Annotated in this window: 18 protein-coding genes and 1 tRNA gene; 8 read left to right on the forward strand and 11 right to left on the reverse strand. The window is 68.9% G+C overall.

From position 1 onward, the window contains the following. Positions 1 to 51 precede the first annotated feature (51 nt). Both AB0C82_RS30965 and clpB read right to left on the reverse strand, forming a co-directional pair. Positions 52 to 1,317, reverse strand: a complete 1,266-nt coding sequence (locus AB0C82_RS30965) for an MFS transporter (protein WP_362848433.1) — start codon at positions 1,315 to 1,317, stop codon at positions 52 to 54. Between the two features lie 377 nt (positions 1,318 to 1,694). Continuing rightward, positions 1,695 to 4,295, reverse strand: a complete 2,601-nt coding sequence (gene clpB, locus AB0C82_RS30970; RefSeq protein WP_362848435.1) for an ATP-dependent chaperone ClpB — start codon at positions 4,293 to 4,295, stop codon at positions 1,695 to 1,697. 188 nt (positions 4,296 to 4,483) lie between these two features. Here clpB and AB0C82_RS30975 point away from each other — a divergent pair, with 188 nt between their 5' ends. Beyond that, positions 4,484 to 4,885, forward strand: coding sequence for a TIGR03618 family F420-dependent PPOX class oxidoreductase (locus tag AB0C82_RS30975; protein ID WP_362848438.1), 402 nt, complete (start codon positions 4,484 to 4,486; stop codon positions 4,883 to 4,885). Positions 4,886 to 5,025: 140 nt separating this feature from the next. Here the strand turns inward: AB0C82_RS30975 and AB0C82_RS30980 are convergent, their stop codons facing one another. Further along, entirely contained in the window at positions 5,026 to 5,346 is a 321-nt protein-coding gene (locus tag AB0C82_RS30980; protein WP_362848441.1) for a (2Fe-2S)-binding protein, read from the reverse strand. A gap of 340 nt (positions 5,347 to 5,686) precedes the next feature. On the opposite strand from AB0C82_RS30980, the gene AB0C82_RS30985 reads away from it, so the two are divergent. Further along, positions 5,687 to 6,670 (forward strand): helix-turn-helix transcriptional regulator, encoded by a 984-nt coding sequence (locus tag AB0C82_RS30985; RefSeq protein WP_362848444.1) that lies wholly within the window; start codon positions 5,687 to 5,689, stop codon positions 6,668 to 6,670. 115 nt (positions 6,671 to 6,785) lie between these two features. On the opposite strand, the gene AB0C82_RS30990 is transcribed toward AB0C82_RS30985, so the two are convergent. From AB0C82_RS30990 to dnaK, 4 genes are all read right to left on the reverse strand, one after another. After that, on the reverse strand, positions 6,786 to 7,238 hold the full coding sequence (locus tag AB0C82_RS30990; protein WP_328911044.1) for a helix-turn-helix domain-containing protein: 453 nt from the start codon (positions 7,236 to 7,238) through the stop codon (positions 6,786 to 6,788). Position 7,239: 1 nt separating this feature from the next. After that, positions 7,240 to 8,430, reverse strand: a complete 1,191-nt coding sequence (dnaJ, locus tag AB0C82_RS30995) for a molecular chaperone DnaJ (RefSeq protein ID WP_362848447.1) — start codon at positions 8,428 to 8,430, stop codon at positions 7,240 to 7,242. Between the two features lie 93 nt (positions 8,431 to 8,523). Beyond that, complete coding sequence (gene grpE / locus AB0C82_RS31000) at positions 8,524 to 9,171, reverse strand: nucleotide exchange factor GrpE (RefSeq protein ID WP_362848450.1); 648 nt, start codon at positions 9,169 to 9,171, stop codon at positions 8,524 to 8,526. Further along, the gene (dnaK, locus tag AB0C82_RS31005) at positions 9,168 to 11,024 is read right to left on the reverse strand and encodes a molecular chaperone DnaK (protein WP_362848453.1); all 1,857 of its coding nucleotides are present in this window, start codon (positions 11,022 to 11,024) and stop codon (positions 9,168 to 9,170) included. The genes grpE and dnaK overlap by 4 nt, the downstream gene beginning before the upstream one ends. A gap of 296 nt (positions 11,025 to 11,320) precedes the next feature. Here dnaK and AB0C82_RS31010 point away from each other — a divergent pair, with 296 nt between their 5' ends. The 4 genes from AB0C82_RS31010 (at position 11,321) to AB0C82_RS31025 (ending at position 17,062) form a co-directional block, all read left to right on the forward strand. Beyond that, positions 11,321 to 12,055 (forward strand): sugar transferase, encoded by a 735-nt coding sequence (locus AB0C82_RS31010; protein WP_362848455.1) that lies wholly within the window; start codon positions 11,321 to 11,323, stop codon positions 12,053 to 12,055. Positions 12,056 to 12,149: 94 nt separating this feature from the next. Beyond that, entirely contained in the window at positions 12,150 to 14,417 is a 2,268-nt protein-coding gene (locus tag AB0C82_RS31015) for a (Fe-S)-binding protein (protein WP_362848458.1), read from the forward strand. Positions 14,418 to 14,814: 397 nt separating this feature from the next. Next, positions 14,815 to 16,014 carry a VCBS repeat-containing protein gene (locus AB0C82_RS31020; protein ID WP_362848461.1) on the forward strand — a complete coding sequence of 400 codons (1,200 nt, stop codon included), beginning with the start codon at positions 14,815 to 14,817 and terminating at the stop codon, positions 16,012 to 16,014. Positions 16,015 to 16,132: 118 nt separating this feature from the next. Then, positions 16,133 to 17,062 (forward strand): Yip1 family protein, encoded by a 930-nt coding sequence (locus tag AB0C82_RS31025; RefSeq protein WP_362848464.1) that lies wholly within the window; start codon positions 16,133 to 16,135, stop codon positions 17,060 to 17,062. A gap of 162 nt (positions 17,063 to 17,224) precedes the next feature. Here AB0C82_RS31025 and AB0C82_RS31030 read toward each other — a convergent pair whose 3' ends face one another. Both AB0C82_RS31030 and dcd read right to left on the reverse strand, forming a co-directional pair. Beyond that, a complete protein-coding gene (locus AB0C82_RS31030; protein WP_328911052.1) occupies positions 17,225 to 17,725 on the reverse strand; it encodes a phosphoribosyltransferase in 501 nt (166 codons plus the stop codon). A 6-nt stretch (positions 17,726 to 17,731) separates the two neighbouring features. After that, the gene (gene dcd, locus AB0C82_RS31035; protein ID WP_362848467.1) at positions 17,732 to 18,307 is read right to left on the reverse strand and encodes a dCTP deaminase; all 576 of its coding nucleotides are present in this window, start codon (positions 18,305 to 18,307) and stop codon (positions 17,732 to 17,734) included. 544 nt (positions 18,308 to 18,851) lie between these two features. Between dcd and AB0C82_RS31040 the strand changes: the two genes are divergently transcribed. Beyond that, positions 18,852 to 18,922: transfer RNA gene (locus AB0C82_RS31040), tRNA-Gly, on the forward strand. A 278-nt stretch (positions 18,923 to 19,200) separates the two neighbouring features. Next, entirely contained in the window at positions 19,201 to 20,361 is a 1,161-nt protein-coding gene (locus AB0C82_RS31045) for a hypothetical protein (protein WP_362848470.1), read from the forward strand. A 53-nt stretch (positions 20,362 to 20,414) separates the two neighbouring features. Here AB0C82_RS31045 and AB0C82_RS31050 read toward each other — a convergent pair whose 3' ends face one another. Together AB0C82_RS31050 and AB0C82_RS31055 are read right to left on the reverse strand one after the other, a co-directional pair. After that, positions 20,415 to 21,614 carry a site-specific integrase gene (locus AB0C82_RS31050; protein WP_362848473.1) on the reverse strand — a complete coding sequence of 400 codons (1,200 nt, stop codon included), beginning with the start codon at positions 21,612 to 21,614 and terminating at the stop codon, positions 20,415 to 20,417. Further along, on the reverse strand, positions 21,614 to 21,832 hold the full coding sequence (locus AB0C82_RS31055) for an excisionase family DNA-binding protein (RefSeq protein ID WP_362848476.1): 219 nt from the start codon (positions 21,830 to 21,832) through the stop codon (positions 21,614 to 21,616). The genes AB0C82_RS31050 and AB0C82_RS31055 overlap by 1 nt, the downstream gene beginning before the upstream one ends. Positions 21,833 to 21,861: the final 29 nt, after the last annotated feature.

Here is a 21,861-nt window from a genome sequence, read left to right on the forward strand (position 1 = left end):
TGGTTGCCTGACTTTGCCTTCGACCCTAACCGCGATCGACGGCCATTGGTCCTACGCCCTGAGGGGAATCGTTCCCGTGCCTCTCCCCCGGGCCTTCGACCAGGCGACAGCGGCCAGGACGGCACAGGCCGTACCGAGGAGCCCGGCACCTCCGATGGTGTCGGCCGACGAACCGGCCAACTCCGTGGCGACGCCGCCCGACGCGACTCCGATGCCCTGCATGGCGGTGAGCCCCGACCTGGCCAGCCCCAGCACCTGGCCGCGCTGATCCGCGGGGGTGAGCAGGACGAACGTGGCTCCGGCGGTGATCTGGTAGGCGGAGAACACGCCCGAGACCATCAGCAGCAGCGCGGCGGTCCCCACCCCGGGTCCCGCCCAGTACAGGATCAGGGGGGCGTTCGCGCCGACCGCCAGCGGGCCGAGAAGGCGGCGGCGCCGCTCGTCCCCCACCTGGGGCCGGCCCAGGAGGGCGGCACCCAGGACCATGCCCGCCGGATGCGCGGCGAGCAGGATGCCGACGGACGCGGCGCCCCCGCCGGCTTCCTGGGCGAAGGGGGCGGCCAGGCCCTCCGGCAGCACGATGAAGCCCGCGAGCCAGCCCAGGGCCATCAGCGACCGCAGCCTGGGGTCCGACCAGATCAGCGCGGCGGCGCTGCGCACCTGGGTGTGCAGCCGCTTCTGCCGCGCCTCGGCGTTCGCGACGGGCCGCGCCTTCACGCCGAGGCGGATCAGCGCGGCGGAGATCAGGAACGACAGGGCGTTCAGCCCGAGGGAGACGTGACTGCCGAGCCACACGACGACGATCCCGCCGCCGGCGAAGCCGATCAGCTGGCCGGCCTGGTAGGTGATCAGCATGGTCCGCTGACCACGTTCGTACTTCTTGTCGCCGAGGACGCTCGGCAGCAGGGCCCCCTGCGCGGCACCGAAGGGCGCCTCGGCCAGCTGCGCCAGGACCAGCAGGCCGGCCAGCAGCGGCAGGGGTGTTCCGGGCAGGGCCATGAGCCCGATCAGGACCGCGCGCACCAGGTCGCACCCGATCATGACCGTGCGACGGGGGAAGCGGTCGGCCAGGCCGGACAGGAGCACCCCGGACAGCAGGGCGGGCAATGTGGTCAGTGCGTAGGTGGCCGCTGTCCAGCCGGCCGACTCCGTACGTTCGAAGACCAGGAGCGACAGGGCGACGCGTGCGAGCTGGTCACCGAGGACCGACTGAGCATAAGCCGCCCATAGAGCGCGAAATTCGCCGAGGCGAATGAGATTGTCGCTTTTGCAATCCTTCGCCCCCGGGCTTATGTCATCAGGTATCCGTTCCGTCATGCGCGTACCTTACCGGTGCAGAATTCACCTCCACACCGTCCCGGCAGTCCGCGGAATAGCGTCCGGAGTGTCCCGTTATTGCGCGCCACGCACCGCCTCGACCGGTCGAATCCCGTGCGGCTGGCCGACGTCGGCCGGTACACGACTACAGTCGACGCTTATGTACCCGGCCGGTACAAATACCGGTCCAGGTAACACCGGGCGTCTTCCATTCGGCCATGCGGCAGGAATTTTCGGCTTAAATTCGCGGGCGCCGGTGAACAGCGGCAAGGGCGATGGATGCACAGGGCACGCATTAATACAACAGGGTCGGCATAAACGCGTGTCCCCGGCCGGGAGTGGAACCCCGGCCGGGGACACGGTGCCCGTTGCGCGGCCTACAGGGTCTTGCCCGCGGGCGCCGGGCCCACGACCAGCCCGTCCCCTGCCCGGTCCACCCGCACCGTGTCGCCGTCGGTGATCTCGCCCGCGAGGATCTCCTTGGCGAGCCGGTCGCCGATCGCCGTCTGGATGAGACGGCGCAGCGGCCGTGCCCCGTACGCCGGGTCGTTGCCTTCCTCGGCCAGCCAGGCCAGGGCCTCCGGCGTGACGTCGAGGGTGAGCCTGCGGTCGGCGAGGCGCTTGGCCAGGCGGCCGATCTGGAGCGCGGCGATGTGCGAGAGCTCGTCGCCCGACAGGGCGGAGAACACCACGAGGTCGTCGAGCCGGTTGAGGAACTCCGGCTTGAACGAGGCGCGCACCACGTCCAGAACCTGCTGCTCCTTCACCTCGGGAGCGATCAGGGGGTCGACGAGGAACTGGCTGCCGAGGTTGGACGTCAGGATCAGGATCGCGTTGCGGAAGTCGACCGTGCGGCCCTGACCGTCGGTGAGCCGGCCGTCGTCGAGTACCTGGAGCAGGATGTCGAAGACCTCGGGGTGGGCCTTCTCGACCTCGTCCAGCAGGACGACGCTGTACGGGCGGCGGCGGACCGCCTCCGTGAGCTGGCCGCCCTCCTCGTACCCGACGTACCCGGGAGGGGCGCCGACGAGCCGCGCGACGCTGTGCTTCTCGCCGTACTCGCTCATGTCCATGCGGACCATGGCCCGCTCGTCGTCGAACAGGAAGTCCGCGAGCGCCTTGGCCAGCTCGGTCTTGCCGACACCGGTCGGCCCGAGGAACAGGAACGAGCCGGTGGGACGGTCAGGGTCGGCGATTCCGGCGCGCGTACGGCGTACCGCGTCCGACACCGCCTGCACGGCCCGGCTCTGCCCGATCAGCCGCTTGCCGAGCTCCCCCTCCATGCGCAGCAGCTTCTGCGTCTCGCCCTCCAGGAGCCGCCCGGCGGGGATGCCGGTCCAGGCGCCGACGACGTCCGCGATGTCGTCCGGGCCGACCTGGTCCTTGACCATGGTGTCCTTGGCGGCTTCCTGCTCCGCCTCGTCCGCCTCGGCCAGCTCCCGCTCCAGGCCCGGGATCTCCCCGTAGAGCAGCTTGGACGCGGTGTCGAAGTCCCCGTCGCGCTGGGCGCGCTCGGCCTGCCCGCGCAGGTCGTCGAGGCGTTCCTTCAGTTCACCGACGCGGTTGAGGCCTTCCTTCTCCTTCTCCCAGCGGGCGGTCAGGCCGCGCAGCTCCTCCTCCTTGTCGGCGAGGTCGCGGCGGAGCTTCTCCAGGCGCTGCCTGGACGCCGGGTCGGTCTCGTTCTTGAGGGCCAGCTCCTCCATCCGCAGCCGGTCGACGGCACGCTGGAGCTCGTCGATCTCCAGCGGCGAGGAGTCGATCTCCATGCGGAGCCGCGAAGCCGCCTCGTCGACCAGGTCGATGGCCTTGTCGGGAAGGAAGCGGGAGGTGATGTAGCGGTCGGACAGCGCAGCGGCGGCGACGAGCGCCGAGTCCGCGATGGAGACCTTGTGGTGCGCCTCGTACCGGCCCTTGAGCCCGCGCAGGATCGCGATGGTGTCCTCGACGGAGGGCTCGGCGACCAGGACCTGCTGGAAGCGGCGTTCCAGGGCGGGGTCCTTCTCGATGCGCTCGCGGTACTCGTCGAGGGTGGTGGCGCCCACCATGCGCAGCTCACCGCGGGCGAGCATCGGCTTGAGCATGTTGCCCGCGTCCATCGCGGAGTCCCCGCCGGCGCCGGCTCCGACCACGGTGTGGAGCTCGTCGATGAAGGTGATGATCTGGCCGTCGCTCTCCTTGATCTCGGAGAGGACGGTCTTCAGGCGTTCCTCGAACTCGCCGCGGTACTTGGCGCCCGCGACCATCGCACCGAGGTCGAGCGAGACGAGCCGCTTGTTCTTGAGGCTCTCGGGAACGTCACCCTTGACGATGCGCTGGGCGAGCCCTTCGACGACGGCCGTCTTGCCCACGCCGGGCTCGCCGATGAGCACGGGGTTGTTCTTCGTGCGCCGCGACAGCACCTGGACGACGCGGCGGATCTCCTGGTCCCGGCCGATGACGGGGTCGAGCTTGCCCGCCCTGGCCGCGGCCGTGAAATCCGTACCGAACTTCTCCAGGGCCTTGTACTGACCCTCCGGGTCGGGTGTGGTCACCCGTCGTCCTCCCCTGCTCTTCTCGAAAGCGTCCAGCAGCTTCTTCGCGCCGGCACCCTGCCGAGTGAGGATCTCACCGGCGCGGCCGCCCTTCGCCGCGATGCCGATCAGGAGGTGCTCGGTCGAGAGGTACTCGTCGCCGAGCTCCTTCGCGCGCTGCGCGGCGTCGGCGACGACGGCCAGGAGCTCGCGGTCGGGCTGCGGGGGCGCGACGGTGGAACCGGTGACGCTGGGCAGCGCGCCGAGAAGCCGTTCGGTCTCGGCACGTACGGTCGCCTGGTCGGCTTCGACGGCCGCCAGCAGGTCGATGACGTTCTCGTTGTCCTCGCCCGCGAGCAGCGCGAGCAGGAGGTGCCCGGGAGTGAGATCGGGGTGCCCGTCCTTCACGGCCCGGCTGGTGGCCGCGTTGAGTGCGTCCCGGCTCTTGTTGGTCAGCTCGGCGTCCACGTGCGCTCTCTCCTCCGTGCGATGGGCGGTATGCCGTGTGGGTCGTTAATAAAGTTGAGCGTACTCCGCTCAAGCCGAAAACGGGACCACCGCCGGGGTCCGTTCGGGGTGAACCGCCCGCCACGCGCCCCCACCACCGCACAGGGACGCCCCGATTCCCGGGGACGACACGATCTAGGCTTGGCGCCATGCACGATGTACGCAATCCCAGCCCCGAGTACCTCGCCTTCTGGCGCGAGCGCCACGTCTGCACGCTGACGACGCTCCGCCCCGACGGCACCCCGCACGTGGTGCCGGTCGGCGTGACGTACGACCCTGAGGCCGGGCTCGCCCGTGTCATCACCGGCAAGGGCAGCCGCAAGGTCGCCAACGTCCTGGCCGCGGCGCCGGGGACGGCACGGGTGGCGGTCTGCCAGATGCAGAAGGCGCGCTGGGCGACGCTGGAGGGCGTCGCGACGATCCGCACGGAGCAGGAGGTCGTCGACGACGCGGTACGCCGTTACGCGGAGCGCTACGAGCGCACGCCGAGGCACAACCCGGAGAGGGTCGTCATCGAGATCGCCCTGGACCGGGCTCTCGGGCGGGCCTGAACCGCCACGGGCTGAAAGGGCACGGCCTCAGCCGGCGGCCCGGCCGCCCCGGGGCAGCACAACGGCGCCATCGTGTTCAGGTCACGATGGCGCCGCTGTGTGGGGGAAGCGCCTGAACGATATGGAACGACGGGGGTCGTTCAGGCACTGCGGGGGGTGGCGGAGATGGCTTCAGATTCGAACAGCTCATGATCACGCTGATCGAGATTGACGAATATCATGCCGTACCTCACGGCACAGCGGACCGGTTGCGGAGCCCCTCGGGGCCGACGAAGGCAGCGATAGGCGCGGACGTCCTCGCCCTCTTCCAGCACGACGACGATCGGCTCACCGAACAGGGTGACCATCAACGAGTCGCCACGACGGGGGAGTGCCGTGAGCAGATCGATGAAGTGCCACCCGGAGCGATAGGCCGTGGCCATCTCGCGCCGGAAGGTGCGGTCGTCCGGCGGGGTGGTCATGCGACTGCGCGGGCCGGGACGGACCAGGCGATGTCACCGGGCGTGGACCAGGCGATGTCACCGGGTACAGCTGCCTCGATGCTCCAGGCAATGTCCCCCGGTGCAGATCCCGCCTGGCTGCCCCACGCAATGTCGCCACCGCTCAGCAGTCCAAAGCCCAGGGCCGCAACGAACGAGGCGGCAAGCGCCGAGCGAAGCATTCGCTTGTACATAGTCGGCTTCGTCCTCACTTGTGGATTCTTCTCCCCCGCACCTAAGACGATGTCCCACCTGGGCACGCGAACACCACTGAGTCGATGCATCATGTTCCTGCATGTTCAGGAACCTGGGGGGTGGATAAATGGCTACAAGCACCGCAAAGCAGACGCATCCTCATGGGATCACCGAATTGTGCGAAGCGGGAAGGCGCCTCTACGCCAGTGCGCTGCGTTCCGGGCGCATCGCTCGCACCGAGGTGGAACCGGCGCCCTGCCTGATGGATTTCGCCCTGCTGCACCCGGATCCGGACGACGCCGACTGGCTCCGGCCCGTCCCGCCGTCGGCCGCCCTGGCGCAGCATCTGCACCCCATAGAACGCGAGATCCAGCAGCGTCGCCGGCACTCGGTCGAACTGTCGGAGGCGTTCGGGCCGTTCATGGACATCAGCGCCCAGGACCCGCCGACCACGCACGCCATCACCGTGCTGGAAGGCGTCAACCGGATCAACGCGGCCCTCGATCTCGCCACCGCGGAGTGCCGCACCGAGGTCCTCACCATCCAGCCCGGCGGCGGGCGCAGCGAGGACCGCCTCAGCGAGGCGCTGGAGCGTGGACTGTCCGTGGTGGACCGGGGGGTCAGCATCCGCACCCTGTACCAGCACACCGTCCGGTACAGCCCCGGCACGCTCGCCTACGCGGAACGCATGGCGGATGTGAACGTGGAGATACGAACCCTTGAGGAGCTCATCGAGCGGCTCATCGTGTTCGACCGGACCGTCGCCTTCATTCCCGCCCAGGACGACCGCCAAGTCGCCCTGGAGCTACGTCACCCCGGCCTTGTCGAGTATCTCGTCAAGGTCTTCGAACAACTCTGGAACCGGGCCGCACCGCTCCTCGAGGAGGTCAAGTACGACCCGACCCCCCGAGGCATCAGCGGCGTGCAGCGCTCCATCGCCCAACTCCTCGTGGAGGGGCACGTCGACGACTCCATCGCCCGCCGCCTCGGCATGAACGTCCGCACCTGCCGCTCGCACGTCGCCAAACTCTCCGCCGCTCTGGGCAGCACCAGCCGCGCGCAACTCGGCTACCTGATCGCCCGGTCGGGGATTCTGGACCAGGATTCCTGACCGCCCGCGGCGCGGCGTCACCCGCCCGCCGCCGGAGGCCGGGACGGGCACGCGCACGCAGGAGGCCCGCCACCCGGAACGAGCCGGGTGACGGGCCTCCTGGGGGGCAACGCCGCTAGTCCGTGGCCCGCTTGGGCTTCGGGCGCCACACGACCAGCGCGCTCGCCTGCTGGACGTCCTGGTACGGGACCAGGTCGCGGCGGTACGAGGCGTGGACCTGGGCCTCGCGCTGCTGCATGGCCACCGCCGCGCCGTCGACCGCCGCCGAGAGTTCGGCGACGCGCTGCTGGAGCGCGGCGACCTGGTTCTCCAGTTCGATGATGCGCTTGATGCCGGCCAGGTTGATGCCCTCGTCCTGCGACAACTGCTGCACCGTGCGGAGCAGTTCGATGTCGCGGGCCGAGTAGCGCCTGCCGCGCCCCGCGGTGCGGTCCGGGGAGACCAGGCCGAGGCGGTCGTACTGGCGCAGCGTCTGCGGGTGCAGGCCCGAGAGCTGGGCCGCGATCGAGATCACGTACACCGGTGATTCGTCGGTCAGCTGGTACGGATTACGTCGACGGCCGTCCATCTCAAGCTCCCTTCGCAGCCTGGAACAGCTCCGCCCGCGGGTCCTCCTCCGCGGTCGCCTTCCGGTATGCGTCCAGTGCCTCACGGGCCTCGGGTGCGAGGTCCTTGGGCACTGCCACCTCCACGGTGACCAGCAGGTCGCCGCGGGTGCCGTCCTTGCGGACGGCGCCCTTGCCGCGGGCGCGCATCGTACGCCCGTTGGGGGTGCCGGCCGGAAGCTTCAGGGTGACCGGGGGGCCGCCGAGGGTCGGGACCCTCACCTCGCCGCCGAGCGCCGCCTCGGTGAAGGCGATCGGCACGGTGACCGTGAGGTTGTCGCCCTTGCGGCCGAAGACGGGGTGGGCGTCGACGTGGACGACGACGTACAGGTCGCCCGCCGGTCCGCCGCGCTCACCCTGGCTGCCCTTGCCGCGCAGCCGGATGCGCTGACCGTCCAGGACACCCGCGGGGATCCTGACCTGCATGGTGCGTGCCGACTTCGCCCGCCCGCTGCCCTTGCAGACCTCACAGGGGTCCTCGGCGATGAGGCCGCGGCCCTTGCAGTCCACGCAGGGGTCGGTGAGCGAGAAGCCGCCGCCGCTGCCGCGCGACACCTGTCCGGTGCCGACGCAGGTCGGGCAGACCCTCGGGGTGCCGTTCTTGTCACCGGTGCCCGAACACGCCTTGCAGGGAGCCTGGCTGGACATCCGCAGCGGGACCGTGGCCCCGTCGACCGCCTCGGTGAAGCTGAGTGTCACCTCGGACTCGATGTCCTGGCCGCGCCGGGGCTGCACACGGGTGCCCGCACCACCGCGGTTGAAGAGGCCGCCGAAGACGTCTCCCAGGCCTCCGCCGCCGCCGCCGAACCCACCGGCGCCGCCGGGGTGGCCGCCGCCCTGGGCTCCCCCGAAGAGGTCACCCAGGTCGAAGTTGAAGTTGCCTCCCGCGCCACCGGGACCCGCCCGGTAGCCTCCGTTGCCGAAGAGCGCGCGGGCTTCGTCGTACTCCTTGCGCTTCTTGCTGTCGCCGAGGATGTCGTTCGCCTCGGAGATCTCCTTGAAGCGCTCCTCCGCCTTGGCGTCACCCTTGTTGGCGTCCGGGTGGAACTCGCGGGCGAGCTTCCGGTACGCCTTCTTGACCTCGGCGTCGGTGGCGTCCTTGGGGACGCCGAGAACCTTGTAGTAGTCCTTCTCGACGAAGTCCTTCGTGCTCATCGACGTCCCTCCTTCCGGACGATCGGCCGAGGAGCCGGCCCTGAGGCCGGGCTCCTGGCCGGTCGGTGTGCACCGAGGTGGTCGGACTGAATGTCAGACCTCCTCCGTGCCACCGCTCTCCTCGTCGTCTGTCTTCTCTTCCTTCGCCGCCGGCGTGGCACCGGGCTGCGGCTCGGCTACGGCCACCCGCGCGGGGCGGATGGTGCGGTCGCCGATTCGGTACCCCGGCTGCAGGATCGCCACGCAGGTGTCCTCGGTGACATCCGGCGCGTACGAGTGCATCAGGGCCTCGTGGATCGTCGGGTCGAAGGGCTCGCCCTCCTTGCCGAACTGCTGGAGGCCAAGCTTCGCCACGACCGTTTCCAGCGATTCGGCCACCGACTTGAAGCCGCCGACCAGCTCGCCGTGTTCCCGCGCGCGGCCGACGTCGTCGAGCACGGGCAGGAGCTCGGACAGGAGACCCGCGACTGCGATCTCCTTGACCGTGACCCGGTCCCGCTCGACGCGGCGACGGTAGTTCTGGTATTCGGCCTGGAGCCGCTGGAGGTCGGCCGTACGCTCGCTGAGCGCCATACGGACCTGGTCCAGCTGTGCTGTCAGACCGGCTGTCTGTGCCGAGTCCCCGGCCGGGGACGCCTCCTCCTCGGGAGAGGGGGTGGCGTCCTTCGGCTCAGCTCCGTCAGGGGTGGTGTCGGAGGGGACGTCAGGCTTCTCCTCGAAGCCCGGAGTCTCCTCGGTCACACCGCACCGCCCTTGGAGTCCTTCTCGTCGTCGACGATCTCGGCGTCGACGACATCGTCACCGTCGGCCTGGGCCTGACCGGCGCCCGAAGCGTCCGCACCCGGCGTCGCACCCTCGGCCTGGGCGTTGGCGTACATCGCCTGGCCGAGCTTCTGGGAGACGGCCGCGACCTTCTCGGTGGCGGTACGGATCTCGGCGGTGTCCTCGCCCTTGAGCTTTTCCTTCAGCTCGGTGAGGGACTCCTCGACCTCCGTCTTGACGTCGGCCGGAACCTTGTCCTCGTTGTCCTTGAGGAACTTCTCCGTCTGGTAGACGAGCTGCTCGCCCTGGTTACGGGACTCGGCGGCCTCGCGACGGCGGTGGTCCTCGTCCGCGTACTGCTCGGCCTCTTCGCGCATCCGGTTGACCTCGTCCTTCGGCAGCGAGGAGCCACCGGTGACGGTCATCTTCTGCTCCTTGCCGGTGCCGAGGTCCTTGGCGGCGACGTGCATGATGCCGTTGGCGTCGATGTCGAACGCGACCTCGATCTGCGGCACGCCACGCGGGGCCGGCGGCAGGCCGGTGAGCTCGAACATCCCGAGCTTCTTGTTGTACGCCGCGATCTCGCGCTCGCCCTGGTAGACCTGGATCTGCACGGACGGCTGGTTGTCCTCGGCCGTCGTGAAGATCTCGGAGCGCTTGGTCGGGATGGTCGTGTTGCGCTCGATGAGCTTCGTCATGATGCCGCCCTTGGTTTCGATACCAAGCGACAGCGGGGTGACGTCGAGGAGCAGGACGTCCTTGACCTCGCCCTTCAGGACACCGGCCTGGAGCGAGGCGCCGATGGCGACGACCTCGTCCGGGTTCACGCCCTTGTTGGCCTCCTGGCCACCGGTGAGCTCCTTGACGAGCTCGGCGACGGCCGGCATACGGGTCGAGCCACCGACGAGAACGACGTGGTCGATCTCGGACAGCTGGATGCCGGCGTCCTTGATGACGTTGTGGAACGGGCTCTTGCAGCGGTCCAGGAGGTCCGCGGTGAGCTGCTGGAACTGAGCGCGCGTGAGCTTCTCGTCCAGGTGAAGCGGGCCCTCGGCCGACGCCGTGATGTAGGGCAGGTTGATCGTGGTCTCCGTGGAGGAGGACAGCTCGATCTTCGCCTTCTCCGCGGCCTCGCGGAGACGCTGGAGAGCCATCTTGTCCTTGGACAGGTCCACGCCGTGACCGTTGGCGAACTGCTTGACCAGGTAGTCCATGACGCGCTGGTCCCAGTCGTCACCACCGAGGTGGTTGTCACCGTTGGTGGCCTTCACCTCGACGACGCCGTCGCCGATCTCCAGGAGGGACACGTCGAAGGTGCCGCCACCGAGGTCGAAGACGAGGATCGTCTGGTCGTCCTTGTCGAGCCCGTACGCCAGCGCGGCGGCGGTCGGCTCGTTGACGATACGCAGGACGTTGAGGCCCGCGATCTCACCGGCCTCCTTGGTCGCCTGACGCTCGGAGTCGTTGAAGTACGCCGGGACGGTGATGACCGCGTCGGCCACCTTCTCGCCGAGGTAGGACTCCGCGTCACGCTTCAGCTTCTGCAGGATGAAGGCGCTCATCTGCTGCGGGTTGAAGCTCTTGCCGTCCAGGTCGATCTTCCAGTCAGTGCCCATGTGGCGCTTGACGGAGCGGATGGTCCTGTCGACGTTCGTGACCGCCTGGCGCTTGGCGACCTCGCCGACGAGCACCTCACCGTTCTTCGCGAAGGCGACGACGGACGGCGTGGTCCTGGCGCCTTCGGCGTTGGTGATGACGGTGGGCTCGCCGCCTTCCAGAACGCTCACGACGGAGTTAGTCGTGCCCAGGTCGATGCCGACCGCACGTGCCATTTCAATTCCTCCAACTAAATACTTGAGTGGATCTGACTCAAGGATGCACGACACCCGCCCCGGAGTCAAAGGACCTGAGTCAACCTGACTCAACTAACATGCTCTTTACTAGGCTGACCTGCGATCTTCTTGCGAAAGCCTCAGCGCATCGCCGCGCAACACGCGCCCCACCGGACGACATCCGCCCCCTCCAGCGCGCCGCACACCCCGCCCCACCATCGCACCATGGGATCGTTCTGTCACAAAATGCCGTGAGCCGGTCAAAACCGGCACGCCATCGATCCCGGGCAGGTGCGATGCAGAACCCGAAGCGGACCGCGGTAAGAACCAGGGGCCACACCCCCTCACGGACCGCCACGTCGTCCGCGACGTCCGCGGCGACGAGAGCGGCGGCCCTCTCCCGCACCGCGGGGCGTGGCATCACGCACACGGCCGGGCGCGCGGCAGGCAGGCTGACGGCCAAACGGCTCGTCGACCTCCTGCTCGGCGCGGCCCTCCTGGCCCTCGCCTCCCCGGCGCTCGCCGTGGGCGCCCTCGCGCTCGCCGTACGACGTCCGGCCGGCGGCGTACTGCTGCGCGAACAGCGCACCGGGCTCGACGGCCGGATCTTCGAGCTGCGCTCGCTGCGCACCCGCCGCTGGCGCCTCGACCTGCTGTCCCGGCTGCCCCACGTCGTACGGGGGGAGCTCTCGCTCGTCGGTCCCGCACCCCTGGCGCCTGGCGATCCCAGGACGGCGGGGCCGGGGGCGAGGCGCTGGCGTCAGGAGCTGCGGCCGGGCCTCACGGGGCTCGCGCAGGTACGGGCCCGCTCCGGGATGCCGTGGGACGAGCCCGCCCTGCTCGACCAGCACTACGCCGAGCATCACTGGGTAGGACTTGACCTGGCGATTCTGGCGGAAGCGGTACGTCTGCCGCTGCGCGCGATCCTGCACGCGGCCCTGCGCGCGCTCCCGCACCGGCGGCCCCGCGCGGGCAAGGGCTACCTGAGCGACGCAGATCACCGCCTGCCCGGCTACAGCGTGGCGGAATAAGTGGATAGTGTCGTCACAGACTCATTAAGTTACTGCTTAGTAATCCGTAATCATTGGTGTACCCCAACCCCTCGCAGGCCCGAGGAGCCCCCAAATGCAACTCGCCGCGATCATCGTGTCGCTGGTCATCACGGTGGTGGCCGTCGCGCTTTTCGGCCGCGCCATCGCGCAGATCTACCGCTTCGTGCGACTCGGTCAGCCCGTACCCGCGGGCACCCGCACGGGTGACCCCACACAGCGCACCATCACGCTGGTCAAGGAGTTCCTCGGCCACACCCGTATGAACCGCTGGGGCATCGTCGGCTTCGCGCACTGGTTCGTGGCGGTGGGCTTCTTCTCGCTGCTGCTCACCATCGTCAACGCCTTCGGCCAGCTCTTCCAGGCCGACTGGCTGATCCCGTACATCGGCGACTGGCTGCCGTACGAGATCTTCACCGAGTTCCTCGGTCTGATGACGGTCCTGGGCATCGTGACCCTGATCGCGATCCGTCAGCTGAACCGGCCCGGCAAGGCGGGCCGCAAGTCCCGCTTCGCGGGCTCCAAGACGGGCCAGGCGTACTTCGTCGAGGCCGTCATCCTCATCGTCGGCCTCTGCATCATGACGCTGCGCGGCCTGGAGGGCGCCCAGCACCACGTGACCAGCTGGGAGCCCGGCTTCTTCGCCTCGTACCCGCTGGTCGCCGCGTTCGACGGTCTCAGCCTCGGCACGCTGCAGCAGATCACCTACTTCGTCGCGGCGCTCAAGATCGTCACGTCCTTCACCTGGATGATCACGGTCTCGCTCAACACCAACATGGGTGTGGCCTGGCACCGCTTCCTCGGCTTCCCGAACATCTGGTTCAAGCGGAACGCCGACGGTTCCGTCGCACTGGGCCCGCTGCAGCCGATGACCTCGGGCGGCAAGGTGATCGACTTCGAGGACCCGGGCGAGGACGACGTCTTCGGTGTCTCCCAGGTCGAGCAGTTCTCCTGGAAGGGCATCCTCGACTTCTCCACGTGCACCGAGTGCGGCCGCTGCCAGTCGCAGTGCCCCGCCTGGAACACCGGCAAGCCGCTCTCCCCGAAGCTCCTCATCATGTCGCTGCGCGACCACGCGCACGCCAAGGCCCCGTACCTGCTCGCAGGCGGCGGCAAGGACATGGAGGGCAACGAGAAGGCCACCCCCGAGCAGCTCAAGGACGTCCCCGCCTCGGCGCTCGCCGAGGCCGAGCGCCCCCTCATCGGCACCGCCGAGGAGAACGGCGTCATCGACCCGGACGTCCTGTGGTCCTGCACCAGCTGCGGCGCCTGCGTCGAGCAGTGCCCGGTCGACATCGAGCACATCGACCACATCGTCGACATGCGCCGCTACCAGGTGATGATCGAGTCCGCGTTCCCGTCCGAGGCGGGCACGATGCTCAAGAACCTGGAGAAGAAGGGCAACCCCTGGGGGCTCGCCAAGAAGCAGCGCGTCGAGTGGACCAAGGAGGTCGACTTCGAGGTCCCGATCGTCGGCAAGGACGTCGAGGACCTCTCCGAGGTCGACTACCTGTACTGGGTCGGCTGCGCCGGCGCCCTCGAGGACCGCGCGAAGAAGACCACGAAGGCCTTCGCCGAGCTGCTCCACATCGCGGGCGTCAAGTTCGCGATCATGGGCGGCGACGAGAAGTGCACGGGTGACTCCCCCCGCCGCCTGGGCAACGAGCCGCTGTTCCAGCAGCTCGGCCAGGAGAACGTGGCGATGCTGAACATGGCGTTCGGCGAGGACGACGAAGACGAGTCGACGAAGAAGCCGAAGGCGTCCAAGAAGATCGTCGCCACCTGTCCGCACTGCTTCAACACCATCGCCAACGAGTACCCGCAGCTCGGCGGCGAGTACGAGGTCATCCACCACACGCAGCTGCTCCAGCACCTGGTGGACGAGGGCAAGCTGATCCCCGTGACTCCGGTCGAGGGCCTGATCACGTACCACGACCCGTGCTACCTGGGCCGTCACAACAAGGTCTACACGCCGCCGCGCGAGATCATCGCGAGCGTCCCGGGTCTGCGGAACGAGGAGATGCACCGCCACAAGGAGCGCGGCTTCTGCTGCGGCGCCGGTGGTGCCCGGATGTGGATGGAGGAGCGGATCGGCAAGCGCATCAACAACGAGCGCGTCGACGAAGCCCTCTCCCTCAACCCGGACATCGTCTCCACCGCCTGCCCGTTCTGCCTCGTCATGCTGACCGACTCGGTCAACGGCAAGAAGAACGACGGCCAGGCCAAGGAGTCGATCCAGGTGGTCGACGTCTCGCAGCTGCTGCTGGAGTCCGTGAAGACCCCGGCGGACCCGGCGGGCGAGCCCGAGACGGCCGACTCCCCGGAGCCGGAACCGGTGAAGTAACTCAGGCGTCGTACCCACTGTCTGTCGTACGAACGGAAGCGGCCGGACCTGCCTCGGGGGCAGGACCGGCCGCTTCTGTATGCGGCCGGTGAGATCCGACGGCGCCGCGCTCAGTGCGGGGCCGGCCCTGCGCGCAGCGCGGACCGACGGCGCCACGCGCAGTGCGATCGGCCCCGTCCGGCCGGAGGCTGCCGGCGCGGGCTCCGAGGGCGACCTCCGCTCTCCGCGCGTGACGAGGCGCGTTCCCGTGCGGCGGCCCGGACTGTGATCCCGGACATGTACGCGACGGAACATCTGGAGCATCATGTGGGCCGATCACCTTTCGAACGCGTCGGACCGCCCCGCCTCCACGCATCACGACGCACCGCCTCGCACCACGACGGATGAGGGACCTCCCGTGCGGACACGCATCACACCGGCCCTGTCGAGACCCACGGCAGAGGCCACCAGCAGGCCCACCGCGAGGTCCACGGGCAGGTCCACCGCCACCGCCGCACTCGCCGCCGGCACGGCCTGTCTGCTCCTCCTCACCGCCTGCGGCGGCCCCTCGTCCGCCAACGCCCCCTCCCCCGCACCCACGGCCAACTCGGCCAAGAACGGCGACGCCCCGCCCAGGGCACTCGCCGGCGGCGGCGACGTCCCCCGCGTCCCGGTCCCGCGCGGCAAGGGCAGCCGCACAGCCGACGACTTCAACGGCGACGGGCACCGCGACCTCGTCATCGACGACCTGGTGAAGGCCCCGGAGGACAGCCACGGCGACGACGCGGGCATCGGGATCGTCTACGGATCCGCCGTCGGCGGCCTCGACCCGGCGGCGCGTCAGCTGCTGAGCGCGCGGACCCACGCGGCCAAGGTCGGCGACACGCTCCCCATCGCGTTCGACGCCGAGGCGGCCTGCGACCTCGACGCCGACGGCTTCACCGACCTGGTGGTGGGCACGGACCCCCCGTACAACGGCATCGGCCGCCCGCCCGTACCGCTTCAGGTCCTCTTCGGCTCCCCCGGCGGTCTCGAAGGCAAGGCCGTCACCCTCCGCATCCCCGACAAGGCGCGGTTCGGCAACGAGTGGCCCGACCACCCGGTCTGCGGCGACTTCGACGGCGACGGCCGCACCGACCTCGCCGTCACGGCGAGCGAGGGCCGGATCAGCTATCTCCGCGGCCCGTTCACCCGCGCGGGGGCCCCTCGTGCCGCAGCGTCCCTCCCGGGCGGCGGCGCGTACCTCGCCGCTCCCGAGACCCGCGCCGACACGAACGGCGACGGTTACGACGACCTCGTCCACTCCGCCAAGCCGCTCCTGCCGGGCGTGCCCGCCAGGGCGACCCTGCTGCTCGGCTCGGCCAACGGCCCGGCCCGCCCCGGGGGCGCGTACCGCGTCAAGGCCCCGGCACACGGCATCCCGACGGCCCCGGTCCGCGACGGTTCGGGCTCCACGGAGACGTCGCTGCTCCGGTACGCCGACTTCGACGGCGACAAGAAGCCCGACACCGTCGTCCGCACGTACCGCGGCGAGGAGACGGACCTGGTCGCCCTGTACCCGTCCACGACCCCCGACCGGCCGCGCCTCACCTTCAGCACGGCACTGTTCCTGCCCTGAGCCGCCCCTGGCCCGTCCCTGAGGGTGTCCCCTAGTGGATGTCACAGCTCGGCCGCAAAGGCGGGCCGGTTCCCCCCGCTCCCCCACCACACACACGCGGACCAGGTACGTTCGATTCGTGGCTGGATTCAGGATCGGACGCGGCCGGGACAACAACCGCACCCCGCAACAACACCCGCAGCAGCAGCCGTACGGCACGCAGGCACCGCCTCCGCCGTACGGCCAGCAGTCGTGGCCCCCGGCAGGAGGCACCGGCGCACCGCCGTACAACGGCGGCGGGCATCAGGGCGGGCCTCGCACAACCGGGCACCAGGGCGGGCATCAGGGCGGCCGGAGCGCGGGCAGACACGAGGAGCCGGAGTACTTCGGCGACCCGTATCACCAGGCCCCGCCCCAGGACCCGTACGCCAACACCCCGGGTCACACGCAGATGTTCAGCGTCGGTGAGGACCCGTACAACGACGGCGGCACGTACCACTCCGGCCAGGCACCCGCCCAGCCCGCGGGCCCGCGCCTGCGCTGGAAGGAGCTGCTGAAGGGCATCGTGATGCGCCCGGGCCCGACGTTCTGGCAGATGCGCGACTACCCGGTCTGGGGCCCCGCGCTCGTCATCACGTTCCTCTACGGGCTGCTCGCGCTCTTCGGCTTCGACCAGGCCCGCGACGAGGCGATCAACGCGACGATCTCCACCGCGGTGCCGTACGTCGTCGTCACCGGCATCGGTTTCGTCATCGGCGGCCTGGTCCTCGGCGCGGTCACCCACACCCTGGCCCGCCAGCTCGGCGGCACCGGCTCCTGGCAGCCGACCGTGGGCTTCTCGATGCTGATCATGTCGATCACGGACGCCCCGCGCCTGCTCTTCGCGGTCTTCCTGGGCGGCGAGAACTCCCTCGTCCAGGTACTGGGCTGGATCACCTGGCTGGCCGCCGGCGCGCTGTTCACGTCGATGGTGAGCAAGTCGCACGACCTGCCGTGGCCGAAGGCGCTGGGCGCGTCCGCGATCCAGCTGATCGCCCTGCTGTCGATCATCAAGCTCGGGACGATCTGACCGCCTCCGCACGGACGCCGGACCTAACAGCGGACGCCGGAACAGCGGACAGACAGAACGACGGACAACGGAAGGGCCCCCGGCACAAGCCGGGGGCCCTTCCTCGATGTCCGCCACCGTCCTCGTCGGGCCGGACGGACGACCAACGGCCGGACGGGCGACCTACGAGTCGAGGACCTGTCCCTCGCGGCGCACGACGGGCTTCTCCACGCTCCACGGGAAGTTGATCCACTGATCGGTCTTCTTCCACACGTACTCGCACTTCACGAGCGAGTGCGACTTCTCGTAGATGACCGCGCTGCGCACCTCGGCGACGTGATCGATGCAGAAGTCCCGCACCAGCTTCAGCGTCTTGCCGGTGTCCGCGACGTCGTCCGCGATGAGGACCTTCTTGCGCGAGAAGTCGATCGCGTTGGGGACGGGTGCCAGCATGACCGGCATCTCCAGGGTGGTGCCCACCCCGGTGTAGAACTCCACGTTCACCAGGTGGATGTTCTTGCAGTCCAGCGCGTACGCCAGTCCGCCCGCGACGAAGACGCCGCCGCGCGCGATGCTGAGCACCACGTCGGGCTCGTACCCGTCGTCGGCCACGGCCTGGGCGAGCTCGCGCACGGCCAGCCCGAAACCCTCGTACGTCAGGTTCTCCCGCACGTCACCGCTCATCCGGCATCACACCTGCGTCCGATGGAAGTTCATGAACGAACGCGAGGCCGTCGGCCCGCGCTGCCCCTGGTACCGGGATCCGTACCGCTCGGAACCGTAGGGGAACTCGGACGGCGAGCTGAGCTTGAACATGCACAGCTGCCCGATCTTCATCCCCGGCCAGAGCTTGATCGGCAGGGTCGCGACGTTGGACAGCTCCAGCGTCACGTGACCGGAGAACCCGGGATCGATGAACCCGGCCGTCGAGTGCGTGACCAGTCCGAGCCGGCCCAGCGAACTCTTTCCCTCCAGCCGCGACGCGAGATCGTCGGGCAGCGAGATGACCTCGTACGTGGAGGCGAGCACGAACTCACCGGGGTGGAGGATGAACGCCTCGTCCCCCTCCGGCTCGACCATGCGGGTCAGGTCTGCCTGCTCCACGGCAGGGTCGATATGCGGATAGCGGTGGTTCTCGAACACCCGGAAGTAGCGGTCGAGCCGCACATCGATGCTCGAGGGCTGCACCATCGACGTGTCGAACGGGTCAATACGCACCCGTCCGGCGTCGATCTCGGCCCGGATGTCCTTATCTGAGAGAAGCACGTCCCGAGGATACGCAGAACGCGCGAGCCCGCCCCAACCGGACCGCCCTCGCGCGCCTGCCTGCCACGTCACCACGGGCCCCGCGACCACGCCCGGACACCCCCGAGCGCCGCCACCGCTGCCCTACGCCCGCCTCACCGCTGCTGGAACACCACAGGAACCGCCTGCCTCAACCGGGCACAGCGCGGACAGCGGATGAGCCGCCCGGGACCGATCCGGCCGGACCCGAGCTGCTGCATCGGGAACGACGAGGTAGCAAAAACGTGCCCTTCGGCACAACGGACGACGGTGCGCTCCATCGACTCCATCAAGCCCCTTCCCCAACCAAGCCTTCGACGAGAAAGCCACATTAGGGGATGAACAGGACGCCACTCCAGGCGGCACTCCGACCACCACGCTACGCCTTCAACTCCCCATCACCACACCCGCGTCCACACCACCACACCCCCCGCCCCAACACCACGAAGACCCCGCGGCGCATACGCCGGGGGCCTGCCATGAGGTAGAGTGTGCGGCGATGCACTGCCGATCATCGGCGCGCTTCGCGGGTGTAGTTTAATGGTAGAACATGAGCTTCCCAAGCTCAGAGCGCGAGTTCGATTCTCGTCACCCGCTCTTCCACGAAGCCCCAGGTCAGAGACCTGGGGCTTCGTCGTTGTCTAGACCTCTGCGGGCTGGCGTGCCATTCACGTGCCATAAGAGACCTCATGCGACGTCAGGGCAGAGGCCGATCCAGACCGCGCTTCATCGGGAATGGCGGACCTGGGGTGAGATTGATCTAGCTCGGCTTCGCGAACTTAAGGATCACGCCCCAGGCCGCGAAGTCGACACGAGCCCGGCAGAGGCCGACAGGCACGAAGCATGCTCTGAAGCGCGCTCCACTATGCGTGCGAATGGGTGATGATGGCGCCGTGATCGTGGACCTGAGAAACTACGAGCTGGTGTGGCCGACATCGCTGTTCGTGTCGGAAGGGGAACGCGTCCTGAGGACACCGACCTCTCCGTGGGAGGACCGCGCGGAGTGGCTCATGACCGAGGCGCTGGTCGGATCAACAGCCGTGACGGACTTCCGAGAGGTCCAGACTTTCCGTGACCCCTGGGGGACCACGCAGGAAAGCCGGTCCAGGACGGGAACCCGAGAGGACTGGTTCTCGGAGCTCATCAGTCGCGCTTCGGAGATCCGGCCCGCGCTCGCGCCCCGGCCATACTGGCCTCAGCGACAGGGACGCGGCCTGTCTGCTGACGGGAGCACCGCACGAGACGCCCGCCGTGACTTCGCACGGATCGTTGCCGATTTCGCGGGCAACGGCTACCTGGTCGAGCAGTTCGGCGAGGAGTGCGTCGACGGGCCGGACGACCTGCCCGACGCCTCTGCGCTGATCGAACGACGCTTGGGCTTCCCGAACTTGTGGCCCTTGGCCCCGACGACCTGGGACACGGACACCTTCTACGGTCTGATTGAGGTCTTCCACGATCTTGTCAGCCGTCCCCGGCTACGGAGCTTCCACTCCTACGGCGGGTGCGGCTGGCACCACTCGGAATTCCACAACGGACCTGCGCGAATCCTCTACCGCGCGAAGATCAACGAACTGCTGCGCGAAGCCGGAGCCGAGTACGAGCTCGCCGCTGAAGGGGAAGACCTGGGCCGGCTGGTCGCCGTGACCGACGACGCGCGCCGCCAGCTGGTGCACCGCGTCCTCAACGACAGCCCTCCTGCCGTCAGCGCCCGCGTCCGGCACGCCATCGCACTCTTCCGCGCCCGCGACGCATCTCTGGAGAGCAAGCGGTCGGCCATCGTTGCCGCCGTCGGCATCCTGGAGGAACGCCGCGCTCTGATCCGCGAGGACCTCGGGAAACCAGACGATGGGGCCTTGTTCGAGATCGCCAACAGATTCGACCTGCGCCACCGACGCGCAGACCAGCTCGCCAAGTACGACGACGCCTTCCTCGACTGGATCTTCTGGTGGTACCTCGCCACCATCGAGCTCACCAACAAGCTGATCGAGGCAGCGGAACCCTCGCAGGCCGACACCGCTTCTGAGCCTCCCTTTTAGCAAGCTCAGGGGGCAGCAGGTGGAGGTCTGTTCTGGACCTCCACCTGGCCCTGTTACCTCGCTCGCGCAGCTCCACCAGAACCTGCGGGCGGAGCCGGAAGCCTTTGGGCAGAAGCGGCGCCCAGGCCCCGAACCACCGCACGCTGCTTGCGGACGTCGGCGTCGATGGCGTCGGCAAGCTTGCGCTGGTGCGCCTTGGTGGAGTGCTGGTAGATCAGCTGCGCCCGCTCGGACGACTGGCCTGCGCGAACCATGAGGTCCTTGAGTTTGGCTCCGGTGTCGGCGGCGAGGGTATTGCCGGTGTGGCGCAGGTCGTAGAAGCGGAAATCCGTCGACATGCCGACCGCGTCTCGCGCCTTGCGCCATTTGCGGCCGAAGGTGGTGCCGCGCAGGGCAGCACCCTTCTCCCCTATGAACACGAGGCCGTCGGGTCCAGGTTGGGCGAACCACTCCAGGTGCCGGCGGACGTCGAGGAGTACGAAGCCCGGCAGCATGATCTCCCGTTTGCCCGCTCGTGATTTGGGGTCGCCGATCACCCGGCGGCCGGTGTTCAGCTCCGGGGCCGCCCGCCGCACTCGAACGGCGCCGGTGTCGAGGTCGATGTCGGTGCGGCGCAGTTCGGCCAGTTCCTCCGGGCGCATGGAGGCGAAGGCTCCCAGGAGCACCATGAGCCGCCAGCGGATGCCGATGGCCTCGGCGAGCGCGAAGACCTCATCGATAGTCGCCACGGGCCGCTCGTCCGCGTTCTCGCGACCCGCCCCGCGGATGGAGCAGGGGTTGCGCCGGATCAGCTCGTCCTCGACCGCTGTCTGCATGATGGCTTTGAGTAGCCGGTACGACTTTGCGGCCGTGGTGGCGCCCGTCGCCCTGCGCCGTTCCGCACGCCAAGTCCTGACCTTGGCAGGGCTGATGATGTTGACGGACTGGCTGCCGAACGTCGGCTCCAAGTGGAGGCGGAGCAGCCTCCGGTACAACTCCTCGGTGGTGGGCGCGATGCCGCGCTCGTCGATCCAGCGCCTGGCGTACTCGGCGAATTGCACCTCCCCGGCCGTCGGGTCGATCCAGTCGCCGCGTGACTGATCGGCCTGGATCTGCGCAAGGAACACTTCGGCGTCACGCTTGGTCTCGTACGTCTGCGGGGCTGCGCGCAGCAGCCCGTCGGTTCCGGGATAGCGGGCTTGGTAGCGCCCAGAGGGCAGCTTCCGGATCGCGCCGAAGCTGCGGCGGGGAACTCGCTTACGAGCAGGAGGCATCAGGCGGCCGTCCCGTAGCCCGACCGACCGGTGCGCATGGGCTCGACGGTCCGTTCCGCTACGTAGGCGGACAGGACGGTGTCGGCGATGCGGACGTGTTTGCCGAGCTTGACGTAACGAATGCGGCGCTCGGAGATGAGACGCCGGATGAAGCGCACGCCGGTACCGAGTCGTTCGGCGGCTTCTTCGACTGTGAGAAGTCGGTCGCTCTGGTTCACCTCCTTCGCTTCGCGAGGCTGTGCGGAGG

Source organism: Streptomyces sp. NPDC048560 (assembly GCF_040650955.1).
GTDB lineage: Bacteria > Actinomycetota > Actinomycetes > Streptomycetales > Streptomycetaceae > Streptomyces.

What these genes read in the sequence shown, in the direction of transcription:
- AB0C82_RS30965 (WP_362848433.1), bottom strand. Translation starts at nt 1,317, where the DNA reads ATGACGGAACGGATACCTGATGACATAAGCCCGGGGGCGAAGGATTGC.
- AB0C82_RS30975 (WP_362848438.1), top strand. Translation starts at nt 4,484, where the DNA reads ATGCACGATGTACGCAATCCCAGCCCCGAGTACCTCGCCTTCTGGCGC.
- AB0C82_RS30980 (WP_362848441.1), bottom strand. Translation starts at nt 5,346, where the DNA reads ATGACCACCCCGCCGGACGACCGCACCTTCCGGCGCGAGATGGCCACG.
- AB0C82_RS30985 (WP_362848444.1), top strand. Translation starts at nt 5,687, where the DNA reads ATGGCTACAAGCACCGCAAAGCAGACGCATCCTCATGGGATCACCGAA.
- AB0C82_RS30990 (WP_328911044.1), bottom strand. Translation starts at nt 7,238, where the DNA reads ATGGACGGCCGTCGACGTAATCCGTACCAGCTGACCGACGAATCACCG.
- dnaJ (WP_362848447.1), bottom strand. Translation starts at nt 8,430, where the DNA reads ATGAGCACGAAGGACTTCGTCGAGAAGGACTACTACAAGGTTCTCGGC.
- dnaK (WP_362848453.1), bottom strand. Translation starts at nt 11,024, where the DNA reads ATGGCACGTGCGGTCGGCATCGACCTGGGCACGACTAACTCCGTCGTG.
- AB0C82_RS31010 (WP_362848455.1), top strand. Translation starts at nt 11,321, where the DNA reads ATGCAGAACCCGAAGCGGACCGCGGTAAGAACCAGGGGCCACACCCCC.
- AB0C82_RS31015 (WP_362848458.1), top strand. Translation starts at nt 12,150, where the DNA reads ATGCAACTCGCCGCGATCATCGTGTCGCTGGTCATCACGGTGGTGGCC.
- AB0C82_RS31030 (WP_328911052.1), bottom strand. Translation starts at nt 17,725, where the DNA reads ATGAGCGGTGACGTGCGGGAGAACCTGACGTACGAGGGTTTCGGGCTG.
- AB0C82_RS31045 (WP_362848470.1), top strand. Translation starts at nt 19,201, where the DNA reads ATGGGTGATGATGGCGCCGTGATCGTGGACCTGAGAAACTACGAGCTG.
- AB0C82_RS31050 (WP_362848473.1), bottom strand. Translation starts at nt 21,614, where the DNA reads ATGCCTCCTGCTCGTAAGCGAGTTCCCCGCCGCAGCTTCGGCGCGATC.